General features: G+C 51.2%; 20 protein-coding genes. 1 reads left to right on the forward strand and 19 read right to left on the reverse strand.

Going from position 1 to position 24,896, the window contains the following annotated elements; all coding sequences use genetic code 11:
* Positions 1–3 precede the first annotated feature (3 nt).
* Together MHI42_RS02540 and MHI42_RS02545 are read right to left on the reverse strand one after the other, a co-directional pair.
* Positions 4–1,458, reverse strand: coding sequence for a methyl-accepting chemotaxis protein (locus tag MHI42_RS02540; RefSeq protein WP_342422647.1), 1,455 nt, complete (start codon positions 1,456–1,458; stop codon positions 4–6).
* 49 nt (positions 1,459–1,507) lie between these two features.
* Positions 1,508–2,053 carry a hypothetical protein gene (locus MHI42_RS02545; protein ID WP_342422648.1) on the reverse strand — a complete coding sequence of 182 codons (546 nt, stop codon included), beginning with the start codon at positions 2,051–2,053 and terminating at the stop codon, positions 1,508–1,510.
* 302 nt (positions 2,054–2,355) lie between these two features.
* On the opposite strand from MHI42_RS02545, the gene MHI42_RS02550 reads away from it, so the two are divergent.
* A complete protein-coding gene (locus MHI42_RS02550) occupies positions 2,356–3,804 on the forward strand; it encodes a DHA2 family efflux MFS transporter permease subunit (protein WP_342424675.1) in 1,449 nt (482 codons plus the stop codon).
* An 88-nt stretch (positions 3,805–3,892) separates the two neighbouring features.
* Here the strand turns inward: MHI42_RS02550 and MHI42_RS02555 are convergent, their stop codons facing one another.
* From MHI42_RS02555 to pssA, 17 genes are all read right to left on the reverse strand, one after another.
* Positions 3,893–6,706: a glycoside hydrolase family 2 TIM barrel-domain containing protein gene (locus MHI42_RS02555; protein WP_342422649.1), complete on the reverse strand. Its 2,814-nt coding sequence runs from the start codon at positions 6,704–6,706 to the stop codon at positions 3,893–3,895.
* Positions 6,707–6,889: 183 nt separating this feature from the next.
* Positions 6,890–8,371: an Lsa family ABC-F type ribosomal protection protein gene (locus MHI42_RS02560; protein WP_342422650.1), complete on the reverse strand. Its 1,482-nt coding sequence runs from the start codon at positions 8,369–8,371 to the stop codon at positions 6,890–6,892.
* Positions 8,372–8,730: 359 nt separating this feature from the next.
* The gene (locus MHI42_RS02565; RefSeq protein WP_342422651.1) at positions 8,731–9,588 is read right to left on the reverse strand and encodes a Cof-type HAD-IIB family hydrolase; all 858 of its coding nucleotides are present in this window, start codon (positions 9,586–9,588) and stop codon (positions 8,731–8,733) included.
* Between the two features lie 152 nt (positions 9,589–9,740).
* The gene (locus MHI42_RS02570; protein ID WP_342422652.1) at positions 9,741–10,901 is read right to left on the reverse strand and encodes an amidohydrolase family protein; all 1,161 of its coding nucleotides are present in this window, start codon (positions 10,899–10,901) and stop codon (positions 9,741–9,743) included.
* Entirely contained in the window at positions 10,898–11,962 is a 1,065-nt protein-coding gene (locus MHI42_RS02575) for an aminotransferase class V-fold PLP-dependent enzyme (RefSeq protein WP_342422653.1), read from the reverse strand. Before MHI42_RS02575 ends, MHI42_RS02570 begins: the two co-directional genes overlap by 4 nt.
* A 24-nt stretch (positions 11,963–11,986) precedes the next feature.
* Entirely contained in the window at positions 11,987–12,736 is a 750-nt protein-coding gene (locus MHI42_RS02580) for an ATP-binding cassette domain-containing protein (RefSeq protein ID WP_342422654.1), read from the reverse strand.
* On the reverse strand, positions 12,736–13,497 hold the full coding sequence (locus MHI42_RS02585; RefSeq protein ID WP_171719496.1) for an ABC transporter ATP-binding protein: 762 nt from the start codon (positions 13,495–13,497) through the stop codon (positions 12,736–12,738). Before MHI42_RS02585 ends, MHI42_RS02580 begins: the two co-directional genes overlap by 1 nt.
* Positions 13,497–14,363, reverse strand: coding sequence for an ABC transporter permease (locus MHI42_RS02590; protein ID WP_081956529.1), 867 nt, complete (start codon positions 14,361–14,363; stop codon positions 13,497–13,499). The genes MHI42_RS02585 and MHI42_RS02590 overlap by 1 nt, the downstream gene beginning before the upstream one ends.
* On the reverse strand, positions 14,360–15,349 hold the full coding sequence (locus MHI42_RS02595; RefSeq protein ID WP_342422655.1) for an ABC transporter permease: 990 nt from the start codon (positions 15,347–15,349) through the stop codon (positions 14,360–14,362). Before MHI42_RS02595 ends, MHI42_RS02590 begins: the two co-directional genes overlap by 4 nt.
* Positions 15,346–16,965 (reverse strand): ABC transporter substrate-binding protein, encoded by a 1,620-nt coding sequence (locus MHI42_RS02600; RefSeq protein ID WP_342422656.1) that lies wholly within the window; start codon positions 16,963–16,965, stop codon positions 15,346–15,348. The genes MHI42_RS02595 and MHI42_RS02600 overlap by 4 nt, the downstream gene beginning before the upstream one ends.
* Positions 16,966–17,107: 142 nt before the next feature.
* A complete protein-coding gene (locus tag MHI42_RS02605; RefSeq protein WP_342422657.1) occupies positions 17,108–18,235 on the reverse strand; it encodes an FAD-binding oxidoreductase in 1,128 nt (375 codons plus the stop codon).
* Positions 18,236–18,253: 18 nt separating this feature from the next.
* Positions 18,254–19,012 (reverse strand): alpha/beta hydrolase, encoded by a 759-nt coding sequence (locus MHI42_RS02610; RefSeq protein WP_342422658.1) that lies wholly within the window; start codon positions 19,010–19,012, stop codon positions 18,254–18,256.
* A 178-nt stretch (positions 19,013–19,190) separates the two neighbouring features.
* Positions 19,191–19,622 (reverse strand): cupin domain-containing protein, encoded by a 432-nt coding sequence (locus MHI42_RS02615; RefSeq protein WP_342422659.1) that lies wholly within the window; start codon positions 19,620–19,622, stop codon positions 19,191–19,193.
* 3 nt (positions 19,623–19,625) lie between these two features.
* Positions 19,626–20,507 carry a TatD family hydrolase gene (locus MHI42_RS02620; protein ID WP_342422660.1) on the reverse strand — a complete coding sequence of 294 codons (882 nt, stop codon included), beginning with the start codon at positions 20,505–20,507 and terminating at the stop codon, positions 19,626–19,628.
* A gap of 20 nt (positions 20,508–20,527) precedes the next feature.
* Complete coding sequence (locus MHI42_RS02625) at positions 20,528–23,650, reverse strand: GNAT family N-acetyltransferase (protein WP_342422661.1); 3,123 nt, start codon at positions 23,648–23,650, stop codon at positions 20,528–20,530.
* A 190-nt stretch (positions 23,651–23,840) separates the two neighbouring features.
* Positions 23,841–24,335, reverse strand: a complete 495-nt coding sequence (locus MHI42_RS02630) for a DedA family protein (RefSeq protein WP_342422662.1) — start codon at positions 24,333–24,335, stop codon at positions 23,841–23,843.
* A gap of 6 nt (positions 24,336–24,341) precedes the next feature.
* Positions 24,342–24,866, reverse strand: a complete 525-nt coding sequence (gene pssA, locus MHI42_RS02635) for a CDP-diacylglycerol--serine O-phosphatidyltransferase (protein WP_171719489.1) — start codon at positions 24,864–24,866, stop codon at positions 24,342–24,344.
* Between the last annotated feature and the right edge of the window lie 30 nt (positions 24,867–24,896).

A 24,896-nucleotide genomic window follows, 5' to 3' on the forward strand; every position in this document is an offset into this window, starting at 1 on the left:
AATTCACTCGTTACGGTGTTCAATCAGTGCCTGCAGCCGGACACTTGAGTTGTTAATGCTGCCAATGAATTCAGAGATCAGTCCGATACTATGCTCCTGCTCCTCAGTAGTAGCCAGCATCTCTTCTGTTGCCGCTGCATGCTTCTGGGCGATACCGGAGATATTCCCCACTTGCTCACGCACCTGATTGAAGATTGAACTTACCTGATCGGTCAGATTCCGTTCGGTTAGTATGTATTCGTCAATATGCCGGAAGGTGCTCTGTATACTGTCAATGCTCTCCAGCACTTGACTGCTGATAGCTTCTCCCTCTATAACGGCAAGACTGCCGTGAGTTGCCTTGTCGACGACAAGCTGTGTGTTGCGCTTGATAGTATGAATAATAGCATCGATTTGCTGTACTGTATCCATACATTGCCGGGCCAGCTTCTGGACTTCATTCGCCACTACCGCAAACCCCGCTCCGGCTTCGCCTGCTCTGGCAGCTTCAATACTGGCGTTCAACGCCAGCAGATTCGTCTGATCGGAGATCCCTTTGATCGCTGACAGGAAGCTATTCACCTCATCCATGCTGCGGTTCAGCTCTTCGACGGTAGTCAATGAGTCTCTAACTGCTGTGTTGATAATCCCCATTTGTTTGCCCATTTGCCGGATGTTCTCCGAGCTTCGCCTAACCACTACTCCGGCTTCTCCGGAGGTATGTGCCAGACCTTGCGACAATCTATGGATACCCGACATTTGCCCGCCCGCTTCATTCATCATGGTACTGATATGGGTGAGACTCTCTGATTGATCTACGATGCCTTCCGTAACCTCATGGATATTCGTTGTAAGAACACTGCTGATCTTCTGTAACACTCCCGCATCCCTGCTGCAGTGGGCAATATCCGTATTGAGTGCCGTCGTATGCTCATGAACAACATCCACCATAGTATCCACGGCATTTAACAGTTCTTTGGCTTCGGCTTCCTTGCGTGCGGATAGCTCAATCAGATCAGCACTTCTTTTACAGACAAAGTACAATGCCACAATAGTCAGTTCTATGAAACCTATAGTCATCAGGAAAGTAGTATCAAACACATGATGCTCCGAATAATAAATTACGATATACGAAATATTGTACAAGCCGCCAAAACCGTACAGCAACACCCTATTCAAATAGAGGGCAATCACACAGAGCACAACCATGATCAGCATCCCTGCACCCGGTGATTCAATGTATGGGATGGTACAGGTCAGAACCGCTATTGTCAGAATAACAGTGGTCTGCAGCACATATTTCTTCCGGTAAATGAACCATGTGACGACGGCCAGCTCCAGGAGCAGCGACACCACGACCTCACTTCTAACTTCACTGGTACCCAGGAAGAAGCAGAAGGCGGCAAACGTGATCCACAGGATACAGGCGATAATCTTATTCACTTTAATAGTATTGGTCATCAAAAAGCTATCATTCATTTCCCGTTCCTCCAAGTAGCTTAAGTATCCCGCATTAATTGTTCTTGCTTTAAGTCAGCAGACGGCTCGCCTGCTCGCAGGCCTGATATAGTCTCTCATATTGCTCCTCAATCAGCGGGCCTGCCTCCGCGGTCACCTTATTGCATACATTGTTGTATAGCGGATAGGCTGCCCCCCAGCCGGCAAAGCCGATGAGTCCCAGAAAGATACACAGCAGAATTCTGCTGTCCAGATAACTGAACACGGCTCCGCCGACAAAACAGGTGCCAATAAGTCCGGTAATCAACGCATTAATAATAGCGCGGGAGGTCTTGGACTTCTCCAGCCGCTTAATAGAAGCGAGAGCATGATCACATTCCTGCTGAAGCCTTTCTATACCGTCCACTTTTCTGATTGTCCGGTTCCGCTTAAATTTCAGTGCGACAGATCCGGGTTTGATATAAGCTGCTCCGGGGACCTGCCGTTGCGTATTCTCTTCTGCCTGGATCCAGCCCAGATTCTTGTAGCAATCCTTATACAGCTGCGCAAGCTCCTGATCTGCCTGAACCGTGATGTACTCAAAAGCTACGAATCCGTTATCCATCCGCTCTTCCATTCTCCCCACTCCTTCTAAGATCTTTACAAGGATAAGCACTTGCTCAACGCTCTATGATCCTCATTATCACGCAATGTTGTTAAATAAATGTTAAACTCCGCTACAATCTTTGCGTGATGCTGATTTAACAACTCTTTAACATCTGTATAACAACTTCTCAACATTTCATTGGCACACTCATGTTGTTGCCCGGGGCGCCATGGACCGGCCGGTGAATTAGACATTAGAGAGGGTGGAGTAGAGTGAGTAAAGAGAAGACGGGAAACATCAGTTCAATTCGACGGGGACCTATTGTGTTCATAATGATTTTAGGTGCTTTTCTGGCTACGCTGAATCAGACGATTATGAGTGTTGCTGTGCCGGAGTTAATGGTTGATTTTGGAATCGCAGCATCGGTCGCCCAGTGGCTGACTACAGGATATATGCTGGTAAACGGGGTGCTTATCCCAATTACTGCCTACTTAATGCAGCGGTTCACTACACGTGAGCTATTCCAGAGCTCCATGCTTATTTTCCTGGCAGGTACAGTCTTATCAGCGCTGGCCGGGAATTTCCCCGTACTGCTGACCGGACGGCTGATTCAAGCCGTGGGTGCGGGAATTATCATGCCGCTGCTTATGAATGTTATCCTGACGCTATACCCGCCTGAGAAAAGAGGTGCGGCGATGGGCATGGTTGGATTAGCCGTGATCTTCGCCCCTGCACTTGGACCTACACTGGCCGGTTATATCCTGGAACAATACAGCTGGAAAGCTATGTTCTACGGTATCCTTCCGTTCACAGTACTTATCATCATCGGCGGTTTCATTTACTTGAAAAACGTATCTAATCGCTCCTACCCGAAGATTGATATTCTCAGTGTTGTCTTGTCGACCGTCGGATTCGGCGCTTTGCTGTATGGATTCAGCCGGGCGGGTACCGCCGGATGGTCCAGTATGGAAGTGCTCCTCTCGCTCGGCGCGGGAATCGTCTCTCTGGCCCTGTTTACCTGGAAGCAATTAGCTTCCGCCAACCCGCTGCTTGATCTGCGGGCGTTCAAGTACCCGATGTTCTCCTTAACGACTGTTATTAATGTTGCTGTTACCATTGTGATGTATGCGGATATGATATTACTTCCACTCTACCTGCAGAATGCCCGCGGCTTCACGGCTATGGAATCCGGATTAATGCTGCTTCCCGGATCGTTGATTATGGGCTTCCTGATGCCGGTCACCGGCAAGCTGTTCGACCGCTTCGGGGCCAAATGGCTGGCCGTCATCGGTCTGCTGATCATGATCGCCACTACCTTCAGCTTCACTAATCTAACCGATTCAACGGGTTATCTGTATATGGCCGTCATGTCTACCGGACGGCGGATTGGACTCGCCATGATCCTAATGCCGATCCAGACTGCTGGTCTGAATCAGTTACCCGCCAAGCTTAATGCCCACGGCACGGCGATCTCCAATACGGTTAAGCAGGTTGCCGGAGCCGTAGGGACTTCCCTGCTGGTAACGGTAATGACTAACAGCACAACCTCTGCTATGAAGAGCATGGCTGCCGGGAGCGGCGCAGGTAATATGACCCGGGAGCACATGCTAATGGAGGCTTCCATCCAGGGCATCAATGACGCCTATCTCGTCATCATCGGCATCAGCATCGCGGGATTGCTGCTCTCCCTGTTCATTAAGCAAGTGAAGCAGACATCCCGGGAGCAGACTGAATCTAAACCCGAAATGAAGCTGACCACGACAGGTACAACCGAAGTCTGAATAGATGAAGTCTTATAATCTTGAAAAAACACAAAGGAGCGACTCTCCCGATGGAGAATCGCTCCTTTGTGTTATTCGTTCGTTACTGCTATTGAATCAGCGCCTGAAGCTCGGCAACAGTTGCCTGGTATTGCGGTTTGAATTCAGCAGACTTCATATAATTAGCCACGCTGGTCAAGAACTGTCTGCCTTCAGGGGTCTCGCTCACCTTGCCTGCATCCAGTGCACATACCAGCAGATTACCGTTGCCTACACGGCATTCCGTAAGGAAGCTAAGCTTATGATTACGTTCGAAATTATCAATGGTCTGCACAACGGGATTCCAGCTGCGGTCCGCATCATCCATGATCAGCGATTTCGAATTCTCCACAATGCTCCACCATGGATAGGTCGAATGCTCCTCACCCGGGAACTCACGAAGTACCGGGTGGCTGTTATCAATCAGCAGACCCATCGTACCGACAGGTACAGGGCGGTTCATGCTCTCCGAGATGGAGCGGAACATCGGATAACACCAGAAATCAGTGCAGTAGTACCCTTCAATTGCATTCTTCAGGGATTCCGGCTCTGGCATCAGCAGCACATTGCCGCCCTTCTCCAGCAGTGCAAGCGCCTCTTCGGACAGCTCCGTGAATACATGAATGTCCTCAAGCGGGTTGCTGCTCTGCTCAGGGTATACCCACAGGTCGTAGCTCTTGCGGATATCCGTCCCCTGGATGGAAAGGGATAATATGATCTTACTCATCCGCTCTACGACAGGAAGAGTTACCGCCAGATCGCAGATGTCGATATAATGGCTTCCGGCCGGAATGGCCGCTAAGGTTGTTCCTTCAGCAATTACATTACCGTCTGCTGCAAGCTGCCATAGCAGCTGAGCGGAATCCGGCATACCGCTGCGGAAGCAGCTAAGCTCCACATGGGCGGCGAACAATTCACCCGCAGTATAATTATACTTAGGGAATCGTGCCATCAGCACCGCATCATTGCAGAACGTACGCCATTCCTCGGCACTGATCAGTCCCTTGGAATCCATGAAGGCATCAAGCACGCCAACCAGCGCAGTTCCCTGACCGCTGAAATCCTGCAGGTCCAGCAGCTGGAAGCCGGCCAGCCGCCGCGAGCGGAAGGCAGCCTCAAGTTCCTCCTTATAACAGGCTACCGCAAGCTGGCCGGAGGCTTCAAAGTATTTCGATGCCAGATGTCCCAGTCCCTTACTCTCCAGCCGTTCACGGAAAATCACAAAGTTCTCAGCTTTGATCGAACCCGTGTATTTCGTGATTTCTTCGAAATTAGGGAACGTAGCGTATTGTCCGATCTCATGCGAGACTACCGGAACCTGCGGAATCCATTCGCCGGATTCTCCGCCAGCCTGCACCGTTTTGGCTTCGGTGCCATACTGGATCTGGATCTCGCCGCCGGCAGCAGCAGCCTGTCCTCCTCCATTCAGGAAGTCCGGAGGAACGATCTGGTCGTCATAATCCTTCATCGTGCCGGGCACAGCGGTCTGGACATGTCCCAGCGGAGCATCGCACATCGCATAGGAGCCTCTGAACAACCGGTCACGGGTGAAGCGAACCCCGCTGAAGAAGTCGTCATGCTCCAGAATCTCCGGTACCCATTGGTGGTTATTGGAGCCTTGGGTGTATAAAGGCCGGTCATCGAACGCTTTGTAGTCCTTCAGGAAGGAATCAATCTTCTCTTTGCTGCCCCACAGCTCGTTGCCGAGAGACATCATCACAAAGGATGGATGATTGCCGAAGTCCCGCAGAATGGCATAGCCTTCGCTGATCAGGTAATCCTGCTCTGCCTGATTATGCCCTTCGTCCGTCTCTACCGTAATCGTACCCCAGAACGGAAGCTCCGGCTGCATGTAAATCCCAAGCATATCTGCAGCGGTAAAAGCAGCCTCCGGCGGACAGCAGGTATGGAAACGGTAATGATTGATCCCGTAAGACTTGGCGATGCCAAGAATTCTGACCCATTCTTCAACATCTGTAGGAGCATAACCGGTCAGCGGGAAGATCAGTCCGTCATGTTTGCCGCGGAGGAAAGTCTTCTCCCCGTTAATCGTGAACTTGTCGCCTTCTGCCCGGAATTCCTTCAGTCCGAAGATAATCTCCTGCCGGTCGATGGCATTGCCTTCGCTATCCTTCAGAACCAGGAGGATATTATACAGATTGGGAGCGGATTCACTCCAGAGCAGCGCCTCTTGGCCGAGTGCATAGTCTACTGAGAACTTCCCCGGTGATACTATGTACTCCTGCTCTTCTACCGTGTGTGAATCCTCACTATTGAAGCTCTTGGCAGATACTACAAGAGTAGTCTCGCTCTTACTCTCCAGAGTTGCTGTGATGCGGACGGAACGTGCAGCCAGCTCCGAATCCAGGCGGATGCCGCTAAGCTGTGACTCTCCGTAGAATTGCAGCTCCATACGGCCGGTAATTCCGTTCCAGTTTGTCTGGGTATCCGGCGAAGTCAGATGTCCGCCTTTGGTCGGGTAACCCGTGTTATCTACGCGGATCGTGATTATATGCGTACCCGGCAACAGCTGCGGGAGCTCGTATACATGGGCGGTGTTCAGACTGTCACGGCTGCCAATCTCCTGCCCGTCTACCCACAGCGTTGTAAGCCGTGTACGTTCCAAATATAGATAACTGCTCTTGCCGGCCAGCTCCTCTGGAATGTCAATCTCCCTGGAGTACCAGACGGATCCTTCGAACAGATATTCATCCGTTAGAGCGCTTACCAGAATCTCCTCATTCTTCGGTCCTTTGCGGGCATGGGAGGTTGTTCCCGGCAGTGTGATTACATCTGTGTAAGGTAATACGAGTCCCTGCTTACTCTCATCTAACTGCAACTTCCATTCGCCTTCGAGGCTGATCTTTGTCTGCAAAATCCTCACTCCTAATCGTGGTAATCTCTAAGCTTCTGTTGTATGGTGCAGGCTGCTTGCTATTCTTCCTGAATAAGCTTAGCATATTACGCCAAATATTACAGTCCTACCTTCCGGAATGCATTAACACTCCATTCATACTACATTTACACGCAGAAAAAAAGCCCCTGCAGCTCGCAGAGGCTTGTCATCTTAATCCATAGCTTCGATCTTGGTAGCAATATTCGCGCAGAATTCCCGGTCGTGCTCCACAAACAGGATTGTCGGCGTATGTTCCATCAGCAGCTCTTCAATCTGCATCCGGGAGATTACGTCAATGAAGTTAAGCGGTTCATCCCAGATATGCAGATGCACCTTCTCACTGAGGCTCCGGGCAATCAGTACTTTCTTCTTTTGGCCGCCGCTGTAAGTGGACAGATCCTTCTCGAATTGAGTCCGTGAGAAATCAAGCTTGCGCAGAATCGATTTGAACAGACTTTCATCGATTCCGTGCTCTCTGGCATATTCGCTCAGACTGCCCTGCAGATGCGAGGTGTCCTGGGATACATAAGAGATGGCAAGCTGGCTGTCCTTCCGTATAACACCTGTATGATGAATCTCCTCTCCGCAGATCAACTTGAGAATACTCGATTTCCCGGAGCCGTTGCTGCCGGTGAGTGCAATCCGCTCGCCCTGCTCAATCGTGAAGCTCACCTCTGAACAAACACTTTTGTCCCCGTAAAAGACCGAAACTTCATCCAGCTCGGCCAGCTGTTGCTTATGATACGGAAGCTGGGATATTTCCAGACTGTCCGAGCTTTCAATGTTCCGCAGCAGCTTGGATTTCTCGGTGATCGCAGATTCCTGCCGCTGCTGGATCGATTTCGAGCGTTTCATCATTTTTGCAGCCTTGTGGCCGACATAGCCCTTATCTAATTTGGAGCCGGAGTTCCGGGTGCCGTTCTTGGACTTCTCTACCTCATGGGCCCAGCCGCCCGTCCGTTTGGAGGAAGCCGATAACCGCTTAATGTCCCGCCGCAGCTTCTCGTCTTCCGCCAGCTCGAAGTTATCCTGCCTCGTCTTATTCTCCCACCAGCTGCTGAAGTTCCCCTTCTGGATCTCAATATTGGTCTTGTTGATCGACAGGATATGGTCTACACAGTTGTCTAAGAAGGCTCTGTCATGGGAGACCAGAATATAGCCGCTCTTCGTGCTGAGATAGTCACTGACCAGCTTACGCGCTTTCATATCCAGATGGTTGGTGGGTTCATCGATGAGCAGGAAGCTGTTTTCCTTGATAAAAAGAGCAGCCAGCAGCACCTTCGTCTGTTCCCCGTTCGATAATGAATTGAAAGGCCGGTACAGCACATCCTCCGCTACCTTCAGCAGGTTCAGCTCCCGCATTAATTTCCAGTGTATATAATTCGGGTCAATTTCACTGATTACATCCAGCGTCTGACTTGTGGGGTCCGCAACCGGAAACGGGAAGTATTCAAAGCTTACTTGTGCGGATATCGTCCCGCTGTATTCATATTTGCCGAGCAGCAGGTTCAGGAAGGTGGTTTTGCCCCGGCCGTTGCGCCCGGTGAAGCCCAGTTTCCAATCGGTATCCAGCTGGAAATTCACATGCTCAAAAATATTATCGTAAGTGCCCTCATAGGCAAACGTCAGATTGCTCACATTGATTAATGACATACAATATCCTCCTGTATAAAATAATAAAAGCTGCAAGAAGGTTATCTTCTTACAGCTCAAATAAATACAGCAAATTCAGCCCGGACGGACTTGAATAAGGATATATTGATTGAGTGAAAAGATGCAGACCCTTCTTGCATATAAAGAATAAAACGTGCGCACGAAATAACGCCCTTATAAGATGAACTTATGAATGAAAATGTAGCCATTCTTAAGATCACGTTCTATAAAGCTGTTTTATTGTTTAATACCGCAAGAGAATCCTACACTATACTATTCAACTCCAATCGTTTAATTAAGTGCATTTTACCATGTGCTTTATCGGATATCAACCCGGTCCGTATGCATACAGTGTCTATTTAAGCTGAGATTAGGCCGTATTTCAGGAAGCAGTTATACAGTCCGTCTTCCTCAATGTGGTCGGTGATATCATCGGCAATCTCTTTGAGCTGCTCTCTGGCATTACCCATAGCAACCCCCACCTGGACATATTCCAGCATCTCCAGATCATTAAGCCCATCGCCAAGCGCCATACTGTCTTCACGCGGAATGTCCAGGTGCTTCAGTAGATCGGCAATAGCCGAACCCTTGTGGACACCCGGAATCATCAGCTCCCCGCTGTTCTCTCCAAACAGGGGGATAGAACTCTGGAGTGCTGTGAACCTTCCTTCTAATGCCTCCCGGATCTGATGAAAGGGCAGACTGCTCTCCAGAAAACAAATTTTGTTGACATCATCCAAATATAATTCTTCGTTCCCATAGGTCAGTGTTGCGATATAAGGATGCGGGGACAGCCGTTTTCTCTCCTGCGCTGCAGGATCATTCAGCAGATCGCCATAAATTCTGCGTTCCAGATGCGGCTGTAAATTCCGGCTTCCGTATAGGGCAGTGTTGGATTCCAGAATGAAATCCACCTCATTGGCGTGAAAATAATCGACCAGATGTTTGGCGTCTTCCGGAGTCACTTTTTTGTGATAAAGCATTTCATTGCCGTTCTCTACATACCCGCCTGCTGCTCCAATTAAGCCGTCGAAGCCAATATTCCAGATGGAGTCATAGATCTCAGCCTTCGAGCGGCCGGTACACAGGTAGAGCAAATGCCCGTTCTCCCGCGCCTGTCTGCACGCCCGCTGCGCCGATTCCGGTATGATTCCATTCTCTGTGAGAAGTGTTCCGTCAATGTCGATGAAGACTATTTTTTTGCTGCTCTGACTCATGAATCCCCAGCCCCCTTGTGTAATGTTCCTCTGAACTATAATTTATGTAATGCGTTCCAGGTCAAGGATTATTTTCAGCAATGAACGCGAAAAAGGACTGACCCACAACCATGAAATGGTTAATAGGATAGTCCTTAGCATGCAGAGTACGATCAACGGGTCTGGATCAGATCCGCTTCATCCGCCCCGGTAACCACCGAGATGATGCTCTTCCGCAGCTGATCTGCATTCTGTGCCTGATAGGGATCGGCAGCATAGATGACCGCATCAGCAATGTAGCCCTCGGCAATCCGCCCCAGCTCATGACCGCTTCCAAGGATCTCAGCTGCGTCTTGCGTAGCGGACTTCCATGCTTCTGCCCGGTTCAGGCCGTAATCGAACAGCGTATCGAATTCCTGCAGGTTGTAGCCATGCAGTGAAGGAGTAGCATAATCTGTACCGAATCCAAGACGTATTCCCGCCCGCTTGGCATATCCAATGGCCGCGGCATGAGCATCGGCTGCACGGGCGGCCCGTTCACAGATGACCGGACTCAGCGCCAGTACACCTTTGGGGTCAGCTGCGATCCGGTAGATCGAAGTTGTCGGCACGAAGGCTACTCCGGACTCGGCCAGTCGGCCAGCCTGATCCCAGGTCAGGAACATCCCATGCTCAATGGACTCCACTCCGGCCTGGATGGACCAGTCAATTGTCACGCCGCCCCAGGTATGTACCAGAACCTTCTTCCGGTTCGCGTGTGCATGACGGACGATGAAGGCGAACTCTTCCTCAGAGAAGTTCGGCTCCGTTACCTTCTCGGTAGGCGCGCCTAGACCGCCTGTTGCCATGATTTTGATCCAGCCTGCTCCGGTAGCGTAGATCTCTGCCAGTCGGCCCTCCAGATGCTTAACTCCCTTGGCATCTGCTGCGCCCAGCATTTCACTGCTGGTCTGCACCCGTAGCGGCTGCTGATAATACTTCACAAGATGACGGATGGTGCTTGGCAGAATGCCGCCGGCATCACGCGCCGTAGTTACGCCAGTCCGTAAGGTGGCTGCGAAGGCCTCTGCCTGCATCACTTCAACCTCCCGGCTGTCCCGGTTCAGCTGGTCGGCATGATCGAAATCGGTCCAGGCCAGATGTGTATGCAGATCAATGATACCCGGACTGATCCATAGCTTCTGCTGAGGTTGTTCCCCCTGTACATGCTGCGGTTCTGCTTCCTTAACCGAAGTGAACCGGCCATTCTGAATTTCAATATCAAACGGTTTGCCTTCGATACCTGCGATATGGATGCCGCTGTACGCCTGAAATTGCGGGTGCTTGAGAATCATAGGGCTTCACCCCAAACCTGACGGACAGCTTGTACTGCCTGCTCTGCATACTGCTTCAGTAATCCGGCAAGCGTCCGCACTGCGCCTTCAACACCTTCCCGGCTGGCATTTGCCCCAAAATGGTTAATCCGCAGCAGCTGGCCGGATAATTCGCCGTCTCCGGGAGCCACGATGCCGATAGGCTGCTTGATCAGCAGGTTCTGCTCCCCGCTCACCCGAACCGTGGTCGTCAATGTGGAATAATGCCGGCTGTTCTTCTGCCAGGGTTCAAGACCCAGAGCTGTGATCCCCGCTATGGCAGAAGCTGCTGCACGTTCATGGCGCTTAATCACTTGAACCAGTCCCTCATCGGCAACAGTAGTCAAGGCTGCGATCAGAGCTCTGGCCTCCAGTGTTGGAATATTTGGCGGGACGCGAAGCGGCGGCGTGCCGTCCGGTGCCGGCTTCAGATCGAGCAAGGATAGAATGGAATTGCGGGGCGCTCTTTCATTCGACTCCAGGAAGGCCCAGCCGCGTGGTGAAATACTGACTGCGCTGACGCCGTTAGGTCCGGCGAGCGCTTTTTGCGCACCCATTACGGCAAAGTCCACGGACCACTCATCGACTAACAGAGCCTCTCCGCCTACTGCTGATACGGAATCTGTTACCGTAATGAGATTATGCTGGCGTGCAAGCCCGAAGATTTCCTTCGCAGGGTTAGAGCCGCCTGTAACCACTTCTGCCTGTACGAAAGAAATAGCAACCGGATGATACCGCTCAACCGCAGACGCCACCTCTTCCACAGTAATGACTTCATCGAAGGAAACTTTCACTTCGATCACCGTCGCTCCGCCGCGCTCCAGCCATTGTCCAAACAAACTGCCGTAAGGGCCAGTCACTACATTTAGAATGGTCCGGCCGGGTGCAGCAATTCCTGCAGCTACCGCTTCAATGCCCAATATGGCTTCCCCCGGAATGATCACTGGAGGATACTGGGTGGATAAGAGATCAGAGAGCTGTCCTGTTAATGTATTGAACTCAGACAGGGACAGCGGGACAAATCCTTGTGTTTCTCGGTTCATATAGACCTCCTGATGTAATTGATTTCATTGTGGCATCTTCGGAACCGCAGATAACAGCTCGCGGCTATATTCATGCTCCGGACGGATGAAGAATTGATCCTTGGTATTGATCTCTACCAGCTTCCCCTGCCGCATGACGGCAACGGTATCGCTGACCGCATGAATAACCCCGAGATCGTGGGAAATGAATAACACGGTAAGATTAAGCTCAGCCTTGAGCGTGTGGAATAGCTCCAATACGCTCCGCTGCACGGATACATCGAGTGCACTTGTCGGCTCATCGGCGATCAGCAGGCTCGGCTCCACACTTAGAGCGCGTGCAATGGCGATCCGCTGGCGCTGGCCGCCGGAGAATTCATGCGGATATTTGTCCAGGGATCTGGCTTCCAGCTGCACCCGGCTAAGGAGCTCTTTGCTTCTTGTCTCCACTTGGGAACGGTCGACAATCCGGTGAAACAGCAGGGCTTCAGACAGAATCTGCCGGATAGAATGCTTGGGATTCAGCGAGGCATCCGGATTCTGAAAGATCATCTGAATCTTTTTATGCTGCTCTCTGCTTCTCTTCTTGCGCAATTCCTGGGAACCCAGCAGAATCTGCCCCTCATCCGGAGCGATCAGCCCGGCAATGACCCGCGCCAGCGTAGACTTTCCTGAACCGGACTCTCCGACAAGTCCAAGCGTCGTATGCTGCTCCAAATCCAGCTGAATATGGTCGAGCGCGGTAAATCCGCCGTAACGGACCGTTAAATCCCGCACCTGCAAAGCTAAATCCATTATTGTCTGCTCCCTTCAAGCTCAAGCTCCGGCAACGGAAGCACCGAATCGATCAGCATCTGCGTATAGGGATCAGCCGGATGCTGCAATAGACTAAGCGTCTCGCCGTGCTCGACTATCTGCCCCTGCTTCATGACATACAATCTGGAGCAGAGGTTAGCGGCAATCGCCAGATTATGGGTGACGAAGACCATTGCGAAACCGAGTTCATGCTGCAGACTGGTGATCGTGTCGATGATCTGCCGCTGAACGGTGACATCCAGGGCGGTTGTCGGCTCATCGCAGAGCAGAATGCCGGGCTTACAGGCAAGAGCCAATGCGATAACAACACGCTGACACTGGCCGCCTGACAGCTGGCTGGGATAGCGGTCTTTTTTTCTCAAAGAATCCGGAAGACCCAGTCTTTCAAGCAGTTCCAAGGCAATCGTCCGTGCAGCTCTCCGGCTGACCTGTTGTCTGTAATACACGACTTCTGCCAGCTGCTTCACAACCGGACAGAGCGGGTCCAGTGCCCCTCTCGGGTCTTGGAATACCATGGCACTGCTTACCTTACTCCGTACGGCCCCTCCGGTCTGCTCCACACCACGAGGAAGGAGACCAAGGATTGCCCGCAGTGTAAGCGACTTGCCGGAGCCCGATTCCCCTACCAGCCCGAGACTCTCCCCGCGTGCAAGCGAGAAGCTGATATTATTGACGAGAATTTCTTTCGACTTGGCTGCAAGTGTCAGTGATTCTACTTCAAGCACAGGCTCAGTTGACATTATTTTTTCCTCCAAATATCGGCCAGGCCATCCCCTAACAGAGACAACGCTATCCCCGTATATACCACGGCGAATCCCGGAACTGCTGACAGCCACCAGGCGGTGGTAATGAAGGGTTGTCCGTCTGAGATCATTGTCCCCCAGTCCGGTGTAGGCGGTGCGATACCGATACCCAGATAACCCAGTGTAACAATGGCTACAAGCAGTCCGACCATATCCGTCATCAGCACGACAACGGCTTGCGGCAATACATTAGGCAGGAGATGGCGCAGAATAATGCGGCTGCCGGGCAGTCCCAGGGTCTGGGCAGAAGCCACCCATTCCTGTTCCCGGAAGGATGCGCTAAGACCTCTGACCACACGGGCAAATACAATCCAGCCCACGAGAATGAAGGTGATATAAATCCCCCGCTCCCCGGCACCGCTGGCGAAGGCCACAATAATTACGATCAGATAGAACGGGAAAGCGATAAATGTATCTGTAATCAGTGCAATAATTCTATCGGTCCACTTGCCGTAATACCCTGACAGCATTCCCAGTAAGACACCGGTACAGAAAGGAATGATCTCGGCCAGAACCATGATAGTCAGATCCGTCCGCGCTGCATAGATCAGTCTAGTAAACAAATCACGCCCCAGCTGATCGGTACCCAGCCAGTGGGTGGAAGACGGCGGCTGCAGGAAGGCGCTCAAGTTCTGCTCCGTCGGATGATACGGACTTAAGTAAGGGATGAACAGAGCCAGCAGAATGAGCACTGCAAACATAATGATTCCGATCAGCAGCGATGGGGTATTCCATATCCGTCTCAGCCCGTTTACTTGCTTCTTGCCCTCTGGCAATTGTATATCTGGCGTTGTAGTTGTCATTGTTTCCCCTTCGTTCTGGGATCCAGCCACCAGGAGATGATTTCAATCAGCAGACTGATGATCACTACAGATAGCGCGCAATAAAGGGCTATTCCTTGGATGACAGGGAAATCCCGATTCGAAATTGAAGTGAACAGCAGGCTGCCGATCCCTTTGATGCCGAATACCTGCTCGACGACTAGCGTACCCCCGATGAGATAAGAGATGTTAACTCCCAGCAGCATCAGTGTCGGTAGCGCAGAGTTGCGCAGGACATGCTTAAACAGAATAACTCTGGAGGGTATACCCGCTGCTCTCAGCGTGACGACAAAGTCGGATTCGAGTACCTCCAGCATTTGGGCCCTGAGCGAGCGGACCAGCGTAGGAATCTGTGAAAAAGCAACCGTTATCGCCGGCAGCGCCAGGCTTCGCAGCGTCCCTGTGAAGCCTTCACCTACTCCCCCGACAGGGAACCAGCCCAGCCGGACACTAAAGAGCAGAATCAAAAGGATGCCAACCCAGAAGATTGGCATACCGAGAGTGATCGCAGGAAAGATACGGATCAGATGATCCAGCAGTTTATCCTTATGTGTGGCTGCAGCAGTAGCAAGCAGAAGTGCAGTAATAATTGCAAGCACACAGGCAATCAGGATAAGCAGCAAAGTTACAGGAGCCCGCTGCATAATCAGCTCTCGTGCCGAGGTGCCCATAATAATCGAGTTACCGGTATCCCCTTGCGTGAACAAGGTCTTCATAAACCGGATGAATTGTTCCCATAGCGGGAGATCCAGCCCCAGGGTGTGATGCATATTCTTAAGCGCTTCGGGCGTACTGTATTCTCCGAGAATCATTTTGGCAGGGTCGCCGGGTACAATACGTATGAGGAAAAAGACTGCCGTCATCACGCAGAGGATAACAATTAAGGCTCTTACAAGTGCTATCCCCAGCCACTTGTAAGAACCATTGTTTCCTTGCGCACCGGTTAAGGTTCGCCTGGAATTCATCATTTGCTTACGCGCACATCTTCCAGACGGATACTGCCGTTAGGCAGAACAACCAGTCCATCCACTGAAGAACGGGCACCAATCAGGATATCCGGGTAGTAGAGCGGAATGTAAGGCACTTCATCTGCAAGCGTCTGCAGCAGCTCGGTGTAGATGGCTGCGCGGGCATCGCCGTCGGCTGTTTTTTGGCCCTCATACAGCAGCTTGGTTACATTATCGTTCGTGTAATGCGTCCAGTACGATTTGCTGAAGCCTTCCGGATCGGTCTGGAACGCCAGGATCGAGTTCGCTTCCGGAGAGTCGGCTTGACCGCTGTTCAGCATCGCCGCGAAATCATAGGCGAAGAAGCGTTCGCGGAAGGTAGCCAGTTCAACGGATTCGATCTCAATCTTGATTCCGATGGTCTGACCTGCTGCCTGAATAATCTGTGCTTCCTGGGCTCTTGTGCTGTTGCCGGAAGCGATCAGCAGCTTGGTTGAGAATCCGTTAGGGAATGCAGATTTGGCAAGCTCTTCCTTGGCTGCGGCTGCATCGAAGTTCAATGACTTAAGGGTATCATTGGCGTTGTATGGAATCGTTGTCGGCAGCAAAGAATTGGCGGTCTGTGCATATCCGAAGGTTAATGCTTTGGTCAGACCGTCACGGTCCAGCGCCAGCGCCAGTGCACGGCGGACATGCACATCGGAGAAATGCTCATCCAGCGTGTTGAAGAACAATTGCTCCGTCACCCAGCTGCCGTTCGTTACGACAGTAGTGTCTGTGCCGTCCTTAACCTCACCTGCATTCTGAAGGGACAGCGCTTCTACTGCATCCACTTCTCCTGCCTTCAGCTGGTTGATCGCCTGACTGTCGTCTTCAATCAATTTATAGACAAGCTTATCGATATAAGGCTTGCCTTCCTGCCAGTAGTTTGTGTTCTTGGTGAAGGTAACATCACCAGCAGGGTCCCAGGATTCAACTACGAAAGGGCCCGTGCCTACCGGCTTCTTGAAGAACTCTTCTTCGCTGACGCCGCCGAAATTATTCGGGATGATACCATTGGAGAAGTTGGACAGCTCAGAGATGAACGGTGTGTAGGGTTCTTTTAGCTTAATTACCAGTGTCTTGTCATCCTGTGCCTTGAAGGATTCGACCGTCGCCGAGATCGCCAGCGGACCTTCAACCGTCAAATGACGGTTCAGAGAGAACACAGCATCCTCTGCTGTAACTGGCGTTCCGTTCGAGAACTTCAGACCGTCACGCAAAACGAAGGTATACGTCAGGCCATCTTCGCTGATCGTGTGTGACTCTGCAAGAAAGTCCTTAATTTCACCCTTGCTGTCAAAAGCGACCAGCGATTCAAACACTTTATCAATCGCGAACGCATTATTGGAGGTGATCTGGTTATGCAGATCAAACGAGGTTACGGAAGCCGGCCGGCCATAGGTAAAAGTACCTCCTGCAGCAGGTTCTGCTGTGCTTGTGCTTTCCGTTGCGGCTGGACTCGCACTTGCCTGAGCGCCATTACTGGTGTCCGCATTGTTGTTAGAACCGGAGCAGCCTGCCAGCAGCATTACAAACATTGCTGTCAGTGTCCCCATTCCAATCGTTTTTCTAAATGTAGCCTTTAACTTGGTCACGTGTGATCCACCCTTCCTCTATAAATCATATATGTTTAGTATGGATTGTATTATGGATTACACATCTTCTTCTGTCAAACAAAAGTTCAATGGAGCGGCAGAATTGAATCTAATCCTTCCATTGCAGGAAATGAATTCGTAATCATCTGCTCTCCATCGCTGCCTGGAGGTCATAAGCGCTAATATCCATATCGGTCTCTCCGCCTAGTGCCAGCTTCGCCAGCTGGCTGCCGATAAACGGGCCCATTGTGAGTCCGGAAGCTCCCAGTCCATTGGCTGCGAGAAGCCCTTTCCATCCAGGGACAGCACCTAAGACCGGAAGGAAGCCTGGTGTAAACGGGCGGAATCCTACCCTCACTTCACCCAAAGTGCTGTTTGCCAGTTCAGGTGCCACCTCCAGCCCCTTATTCAGAATCTCCTGCATGCCGCCAGCGGTCACTCTGGTATTATATCCTTTTATATCATTCTCATGAGTTGCCCCGATTACAATATGCTGCTGGTCAAACGCGAGCAGATATTGATCACTCGGCGGGATGACTACCGGCCATGCTTCCGTATCCCGTTGGCCGGAAACCTTCAAGTGTAGGATTTGCCCTTTTTGGTAGCTGACTTTGAAATCAATGCCAAGCGGCTGGAGCAGCGGGTTCGCCCAGGCGCCTGCGCACACAATAACTTCATCCGCCGGGTAACACTCTGCACCTACAGTAACACCGGTCACCCGGCCTGGCTCATATTGAAGCGCCGCATCTCCGGCAATTCTGGTGGCACCCTGCTGCTGCGCAGCGTGAAGTAACGCATCCCGCAGGGCGCGTCCATCTACCCGGGCAGCCCCGCTGATATGAACAGAGGCATACCCTTCAGCAAGCAGCGGGAACCGTTCACGGGTTTCTTCAGCCGTAAGCCGCGTAATTTCTCCGATTTCCGGTGCATCCGCCAGCCGCTGACGCGCCCGCTCTTCTAATTTGTCCAGCTTGCCCGCATCCGTATGAATACTAAGTGCACCTACCCGGGCATAGCCCGAATGGGTTTCGCCTGCATGCTCAAGTTCCGCGATCAGCTGAGGATAATATCTTGCACCAGCCTTTGCCAGCCGGTACCAGGTCTGATTGCGCCGCTGGGACAGCCAGGGACAGATGATGCCTGCGGCCGCATCCGTGGCTTGTCCTTGATCTTTACGGTCGACAATCAGCACCTCTGCCCCCATTGTTGTCAGCTGGTAGGCTGTAGATGCCCCGAGAATCCCTGCTCCAATTACGATGACTTTCTTCATAAGATATGTACAGCCCTTTCACTTGAGGTTAGAATTCTTTGCGAGAAATTCAAGGATCGTATCGTTCACCAGCACCGGCTGTTCCCTTCCCATATGCGGCCGGTGGCCGGCACCCGGGACGATCAGGCATTGTGATCCTTTGATCAGCGAGACTAGCTGAATGATCTTATCCGCTGCAGCGTATGTATCGTGCTCTCCTGCAATGATTAGAACCGGACAGCCGATACTGCTTAACTGTGCTTCGCTCAGGTCCGGATATCTACGCCAGTCAGTAGCTGATTGCCGCATGAATTCCTGCCAATTACCTAGATGTGCTTCTTCATGCCTCTCTTTCATCTGACGGATGAATTCCTGTTGCCCAAGCTCCAGCAGACGCTCCGGCTCAAAGTCTTCAGCACCAGCCGGATTGCAGAATCCGCCGGTTCCAATTGTAGTTAGCGTAGCAACTCTGGCCGGATCATTTACTGCGAGGTACAGTCCGACATTTGCACCCATGCTGTAGCCGATCAGATGCGCTTTTTCAATACTCATGCAATCCATGAAGGCTGCGATATCATCCGCCAGCTGAGGCGTAGACCATTCGAGACATTTACACCTGGTTCTGCCATGACCGCGGAAATCAATGAAATAACAGGTGTACTTATTTTGGAAATCCAGAATTTGACTAGAAAAGGCCAATAACCCGCGCGAATAACTGCTGTGCAGAAAAATAACTGGCTCTCCGGTACCCATTTTTTCATAAAACAATTCCAGGTCTTTAACTTTAACATGAGGCATGATAATAACCCTCCATCTGCAGGAATAATTATATTTCGGCAAGTCTGACCCTTAACAGCTTAGCACAGGTTGCCTCATCAAGCATCAGGCGGGAGTAAACCCTGGCCCCAACCCATTTCACGCAAAAAACAAAAAGAACAGTAATTCCCCGGTTAGAGGAGGATCACTGTTCTAAGTCTCAGATAGATAAAAGTGCTTCCGAAGAGAGGTGTTGTGTCAGACTATCCAGCTCCGGGGAGGCGTGCCAGTCATTGTCCTCTGATTTGCCGTATTTAATCGTATGGATGACTGCCTCGGAGGACAAATAAATATTATGATGCACGAAAGGCGCAAACGAGACTGTTTCTCCTTCACGTAATACGCGAAGCTTGAAATCTTCTTCTTTCAGTTCCGCATAGACCATCCAGCCGGACTGCACGACGTAGATCTCAGAGACGGATTTATGATAATGACTGCTCTGCCAGGCACCTTTCTCAGAGGCTACCGTCCGGCAATAGGAGCTTCCGTCCGCTGAGCAGATTAATCTGAATCTGCGCTCACCGCTATCCATAAGATCATGTCTGGTTTCAATGCCATACTTATAAGCATCTTCGTCAGAAATTCTGTGCATCGTTTACGCCTCCGCCAAATCCAGTTCTCTAATCCGCTCCTCCAGCTTAGGGAACACGCGGAGTGCATTATTATAGAAGACATCCTCCCAGTGTGCTTCCGGGATCAGATGCTTCACGAATGTAATGTAGGCATCCAGCGGAACCAGCGGCCAGTCGGTACCGAAGACGAGCCGGTCATATTTCTCGGCGAATACAATCGCCCTGCGGAAATGATCGGTGTAGGTCTGCTCGGTCAGCAGACGGTCCACCTTGGCCTGGTCTCCGACGATCCAGCCGGACAGGTCGGTATAGAGATTCGGATTCTTCTCCAAAAGCGCCGCTGTGTCCATAACCCAGGGATCGCCCAGATGGCAGAGCATAAAGGTAATATCCCGGTGCTTCAGGAACGTCTCTTCCATAGACAGCGGATGCGAATATTTCAACAGTCCCCGGTCAGAGTAAGTTAGCCCTCCATGAATAACGACCGGCAGTCCGTAAGCAGAGGCCAGCTTGTAGACCGGATCGTAGATCTCATCCCCCACATTGAAGTGATAATACCCGGCATAGAGCTTGATTCCAACGACATCCTTCTGTTGCAGCGATTGTTCCAGCGCCTCCAGCTGCCCGTCCAGATGGAGAGTCAGCGGATTAATTCCGGCACAGGTAAACAAATTGTCAGGAAGTGTCCCGCTAAGATCAAGCAGCATGGGATTAAGCGCTTCGGAATCCGGAAAGCTACCTGCGGCCGTCTCCGTTACGCCCATACCGACTCCCGCGACAACACCGGAGCGGCGGAACTCCTCCAGAAGTCCTTTGCCGGTATAATCGATATGCGCTAAACTCCGGGCTGTCTCGTGAAAGGTATCAATATTCGAATAATGCACATGTGCATCAATGATTTTCATGGGTGCTTCCTTTCTTCAGCTCATTTGTTGAACCGGATTCCCAGTAGATCGGCGTAGGCCTGCTCAGGAATCTTCAGATCCGAGATAAGATAGAATTGTGGCTTGCTGAACCGCTCTTCCCCGTCTTGAAGATACAGCGGGTCTATGGCATACGACAGTGCCGCATGAGTGTTGGCCATTAAGGCTGTAGAAGTAAGATCCGGTGCAGTAACTAGAGTCAGGCGCTGATTACGTTCTGTGGAGCCCACTTGAAGGATTCCGTTAGTACTTCTAACCCCCAGTTGGACTCTTCCTGCCTTATACACCAGCTCTTCACCACTGCTGTTCTTCAGATACCCTCTGCTGTCCTTAAGGTCAGCGGCCGCACGGTAATGGGACGAGGTTTCAAGCTCGAGCGGATATAACGGCGTGCCTGTATTCTGTTCAATGTGTACAGTAGAGGCAAGCACAGGCACACCCGGAAGCATCATGAAATACTGATTCAGGATAAGTCCTTTGTACTTATCATTCTGCTGAATGGTAACGCTCATGCGTATGCCCGACCAGCGGTTACCCTTATCGTCCATGAGCTCAGCGAACTCAGCGGTCCGCGGCTCCTCCATGAAGCTGCGTAATGACATGTCAGTGACCGAAGTTAAAATCCCACCCACCCAGGGATTCCACCATGATTTAGCTATGGGCTGTGGAAAAGAGGAATCCAGCCATTCCTGTCCCCGATACTCCAGCGAGAATAATCCCGGAGCAAAATCGCTGCTGGCCTGTATCCGCAGAATTCCGTTGTCTACGGCAAGCACCTGGGACTGCTCAATCTCCAGCGTCTGACGGTGGATAACCTGATCCGACACAGGAAGGACAAGGAAAGCTCTGGAGCTCTCATAAATATCCATATCCAGCTGCAGCGTAAGGAGATCGGGCTCAGAGCCTGAAGAACGGGTCAGCGTAAGGCTGATTTCCGAGAGCTTGTGTTCACCTTGTACCGTAATCGATGTCTCCTCAATGCTGCCTGCACAAGAAGAAACAGTGATCTCGCCATCCAAATAACTCTTCTTCTGCTCCAGAATGGAGAGTGTAAGCGGACCGCTGATGAACGGGTTACCCTGATTAAGCTTCACTTCCAGTTGTTGTGCAGCATTCAGATCGCGTGTGTTGCTGCATTGCAGTGCGAACGAACGGAAATCCTGCCAGGTGTTCCAAGTTCCCAGCGCAATCCGCAGCGGAGCTGTCTCCAGCTTGCCTCCAGCCGGAATCCGGCCCAGCGAATGCTCAACTGCATGCAGCCACGACTCCTGGATAAGCATTAATTCTGCCGGCCAGCTGATTCCCCGCGAGATTGCCCCATGTGAAGCGAACATCCAGTTCTCTGTGAACTTCTGCACATCCCAGTAGTCCGGGCTGGAAGCTTCTACACCTGATTTCAAATCCAGATACTTGCCGTTATAAGGAATAACGCCTCCCCTGAGGCTGAACTCGAAGCTGTCCTTCAAGACCAATTCTTCCTCCTGATCCGTGTCCAGCGGGTTATGAATCCTGAAATGCCGGGAGATGAGCCCATTGCTGTTCAGTTTCACCACCATGGTCAGCAGCATGCCCTTTCTTGCTGTCAGTTCATAGACGGCTTCAAGCACAATCGCTCCATCATCTGTATCATACTGCACTTCAACAGGCGATACCTTCTTGAACTCATTGGTATACGGCAGACCGAACTTCGGATAAGGCAGGCTAACGACATTCTTACGGCCGTCATATAGCTTCAGCGTATTGCCGGATTTCTCCAGGACTGCCGAATATCTTCCGCTGCTGATGATCCATTCCTTTTCCATTTTGCCGCCAAAGGCAGCATCTGCCCCAGGGAAGACCAGGCTCATCTCCTGCTGGAGAATTAATGAAGCGGCCTCCTCCGGACTGCTGCCCTCATTAAGGATCTTCACATTATGATACCAAATGCCGTAGGCTTGCAGCCGCGCTTGTACAGTAACCGTTCTCCGGCCCTTTGCCGGAACTTCGACTTTAAGTGCAGACTGCCCGAAAGCGAGTATAGCATCATCAGGCAGGTCGAAGACGAACACCGTATCTGCGTTGTATTCATTTTCGACAATCACATCAATTTCAAGCTCTTCGCCTATATAAGCTATTCTGTCCGGCAGCTGCAGCTGTACTTTGACCGGGAATTTGGGTTCAACCCCGAGTTTGAATACGGCGGGCAGCCCATTAATGAGCAGTTCGGCCTCAACAACCGGATGGGTCTGATAGATACTCTGTTCCTCTTCTGCCGGATGGATGAAAAAGCTGCCTTCGATCCTTGCCTCGGATTCAATCTCCTGCGCTCCGTTCAGCTCAAAGCTGATTTGCGGATTGCTTATACCCTTAATCTCCAGAGCCAAAGGCTTTCCGCTTTTATTCACAGCTTCATAGACAATGGGGTATCGGGCTCCAAAAGGCAGCTCATGCCGGTCAGGAATCGTTGCCTGTATCCGGTAATCCTCCGTCTCAATCAGGCGCAGGCCGCGGCCGCTCCGCTCATACTGCATTTTCAGCTGCAGGCCGTCTTTCAGCCATTCATATGTAAAATAGTCAAATCCGTTATCCCCCTGGCCGTCAGGCTGAACGTTGATCTCGCGGATGCTGTCGTTATACCAGTCGATCTTCCCGAAATAAGACTTCACCGCTCCGGTCTGCAGCACTGAAGGGATAAAATTCATCAGGTGGGTGGTATCGTCCCGTTTCTCCCAGAAAAAACCGCTTTTCTTATAGGTAGGAACCGCCTTGACGTTCCCTGCCCAGGTGTACAAATCAAGCCGGGGCCAGCCAAGCCGGATGGTCTCCTCGACAGCTTGTCTTACCAGTCTCTTGCCAACCTTACGTCCATGGAAATCCGGTCTGACATTGAGCAGTGGAATATAAAGCGCGCCTGTATCCTCTTTGTAGTGGGAGAAGCTGCAATATCCGATAACCTCTCCGCCCGCAACGGCCAGAAATACCTTGAGCAGCGTGCTGTTCTCGTGTTCACGGAGTACACTTTCCTCTGTCCGGTAAGTATTGTCCCCGCCCCAGCTCTCAAAGCTCCGATTCCACATCTCGGCAATGGACGCGGCATGTTTGGCAGGCACGTATTCTTCAATAACTATTTCCTGTGTTTCCGGCATTACGGTATTCCCTCCTCAGATCACTATAGCTTCTCACCTAATGCAATGCACACACGGCAATAAGTGGATGTTTTTTACAGTATATAATAGAAGGTTTAACCATAGTAATATCTTCTTTGATTATAAAAGATTATTACCTACAGCTATCATCATACCCTGCCCGCTCCGGTCATTGCAAAACTATGCAAAGCTACGCAAAGGATAACCTTGCACCCACCAGATACCCGATAGAAACAAACAAGAGCGACCAGATAAATGCACCGGCAACGGTGACAATCAGATATTTCCTGAAAGACATTGCACTGATTCCGGAGATATAGCTCGTAACATGTCTGAGGCCCGGGACGAAATAAGCGATGAAGACCGTCCAGTTGCCGAACCGGAAGAACCATCGTTTCACACTCGCGAACCGCTTCGGCGTAAGCCCTATCCACTTCCCGTATTTGTCTACCACCGGCTGCCCGAGTCTCAGACCGATCGTATAGCTGATCAGCATACCTGTTATTGAGCCGATGAAGCACACCAGCACCGAAACTGAGAAATCCAGCACCATTGTCGAAGATAGATAGCCCACGAACAGCATCAGCAGCTCATCGGGAACGGGGAGGCCAAGAAGTCCCAGCGCGAGCAGTGCAAATATAGCTATATATCCGTATTGCGAGATCATCTCCATGATCCAGGGCATAAGGCATCACTTCCTGTTGACGAATTTTTTGAACGACGGGAATGGAATCCGGCTTACCATGAGCAGTGACAGCAGCCCCATTACGGCGATGACCAGCTCCGGCTTCATCCGTTCATCCACCAATGCAATCATTGATAAAATAACGCCTGCAGCCGTAATTGGCATCCCCGTGAACCCCTTCGAAGGCGCAGACAGATTAAATCTGGCCAGGCGCAGCGCCCCGCAGATCAGGAATGCAATCGCTGCAACAGGTCCAAGCCACTGCATATTCTCCAGCCTGTACAGCAATATGAGGAAGGTTGGAGCAAGTCCAAAGGAAATAATATCTGCCAGAGAGTCCAGTTGTTTGCCGAAATCGCTGGTACAATTGAGTATTCTAGCCAGTAATCCGTCCATGACATCACATATTGCCGCAAGCAGTATCATTAGTAAGGCGAGATTATAACGTTCTTGAATGGTGAAAAGCAAGGAAACTGATCCAAGTCCCAGGTTTCCCAGTGTGCACATTGAAGGCAGCCAGTTCCATTTCATGCTGTTTCACTCCTTTCTCAAAATATAAGA

It is taken from the genome of Paenibacillus sp. FSL E2-0178, from assembly GCF_038593005.1.
GTDB lineage: Bacteria > Bacillota > Bacilli > Paenibacillales > Paenibacillaceae > Paenibacillus_AQ > Paenibacillus_AQ phytohabitans.

What these genes read in the sequence shown, in the direction of transcription:
- MHI42_RS02540 (WP_342422647.1), bottom strand. Translation starts at nt 1,458, where the DNA reads ATGAATGATAGCTTTTTGATGACCAATACTATTAAAGTGAATAAGATT.
- MHI42_RS02545 (WP_342422648.1), bottom strand. Translation starts at nt 2,053, where the DNA reads ATGGAAGAGCGGATGGATAACGGATTCGTAGCTTTTGAGTACATCACG.
- MHI42_RS02550 (WP_342424675.1), top strand. Translation starts at nt 2,356, where the DNA reads ATGATTTTAGGTGCTTTTCTGGCTACGCTGAATCAGACGATTATGAGT.
- MHI42_RS02560 (WP_342422650.1), bottom strand. Translation starts at nt 8,371, where the DNA reads ATGTCATTAATCAATGTGAGCAATCTGACGTTTGCCTATGAGGGCACT.
- MHI42_RS02565 (WP_342422651.1), bottom strand. Translation starts at nt 9,588, where the DNA reads ATGAGTCAGAGCAGCAAAAAAATAGTCTTCATCGACATTGACGGAACA.
- MHI42_RS02570 (WP_342422652.1), bottom strand. Translation starts at nt 10,901, where the DNA reads ATGATTCTCAAGCACCCGCAATTTCAGGCGTACAGCGGCATCCATATC.
- MHI42_RS02575 (WP_342422653.1), bottom strand. Translation starts at nt 11,962, where the DNA reads ATGAACCGAGAAACACAAGGATTTGTCCCGCTGTCCCTGTCTGAGTTC.
- MHI42_RS02580 (WP_342422654.1), bottom strand. Translation starts at nt 12,736, where the DNA reads ATGGATTTAGCTTTGCAGGTGCGGGATTTAACGGTCCGTTACGGCGGA.
- MHI42_RS02585 (WP_171719496.1), bottom strand. Translation starts at nt 13,497, where the DNA reads ATGTCAACTGAGCCTGTGCTTGAAGTAGAATCACTGACACTTGCAGCC.
- MHI42_RS02590 (WP_081956529.1), bottom strand. Translation starts at nt 14,363, where the DNA reads ATGACAACTACAACGCCAGATATACAATTGCCAGAGGGCAAGAAGCAA.
- MHI42_RS02595 (WP_342422655.1), bottom strand. Translation starts at nt 15,349, where the DNA reads ATGATGAATTCCAGGCGAACCTTAACCGGTGCGCAAGGAAACAATGGT.
- MHI42_RS02605 (WP_342422657.1), bottom strand. Translation starts at nt 18,235, where the DNA reads ATGAAGAAAGTCATCGTAATTGGAGCAGGGATTCTCGGGGCATCTACA.
- MHI42_RS02610 (WP_342422658.1), bottom strand. Translation starts at nt 19,012, where the DNA reads ATGCCTCATGTTAAAGTTAAAGACCTGGAATTGTTTTATGAAAAAATG.
- MHI42_RS02615 (WP_342422659.1), bottom strand. Translation starts at nt 19,622, where the DNA reads ATGCACAGAATTTCTGACGAAGATGCTTATAAGTATGGCATTGAAACC.
- MHI42_RS02620 (WP_342422660.1), bottom strand. Translation starts at nt 20,507, where the DNA reads ATGAAAATCATTGATGCACATGTGCATTATTCGAATATTGATACCTTT.
- MHI42_RS02625 (WP_342422661.1), bottom strand. Translation starts at nt 23,650, where the DNA reads ATGCCGGAAACACAGGAAATAGTTATTGAAGAATACGTGCCTGCCAAA.
- MHI42_RS02630 (WP_342422662.1), bottom strand. Translation starts at nt 24,335, where the DNA reads ATGCCCTGGATCATGGAGATGATCTCGCAATACGGATATATAGCTATA.
- pssA (WP_171719489.1), bottom strand. Translation starts at nt 24,866, where the DNA reads ATGAAATGGAACTGGCTGCCTTCAATGTGCACACTGGGAAACCTGGGA.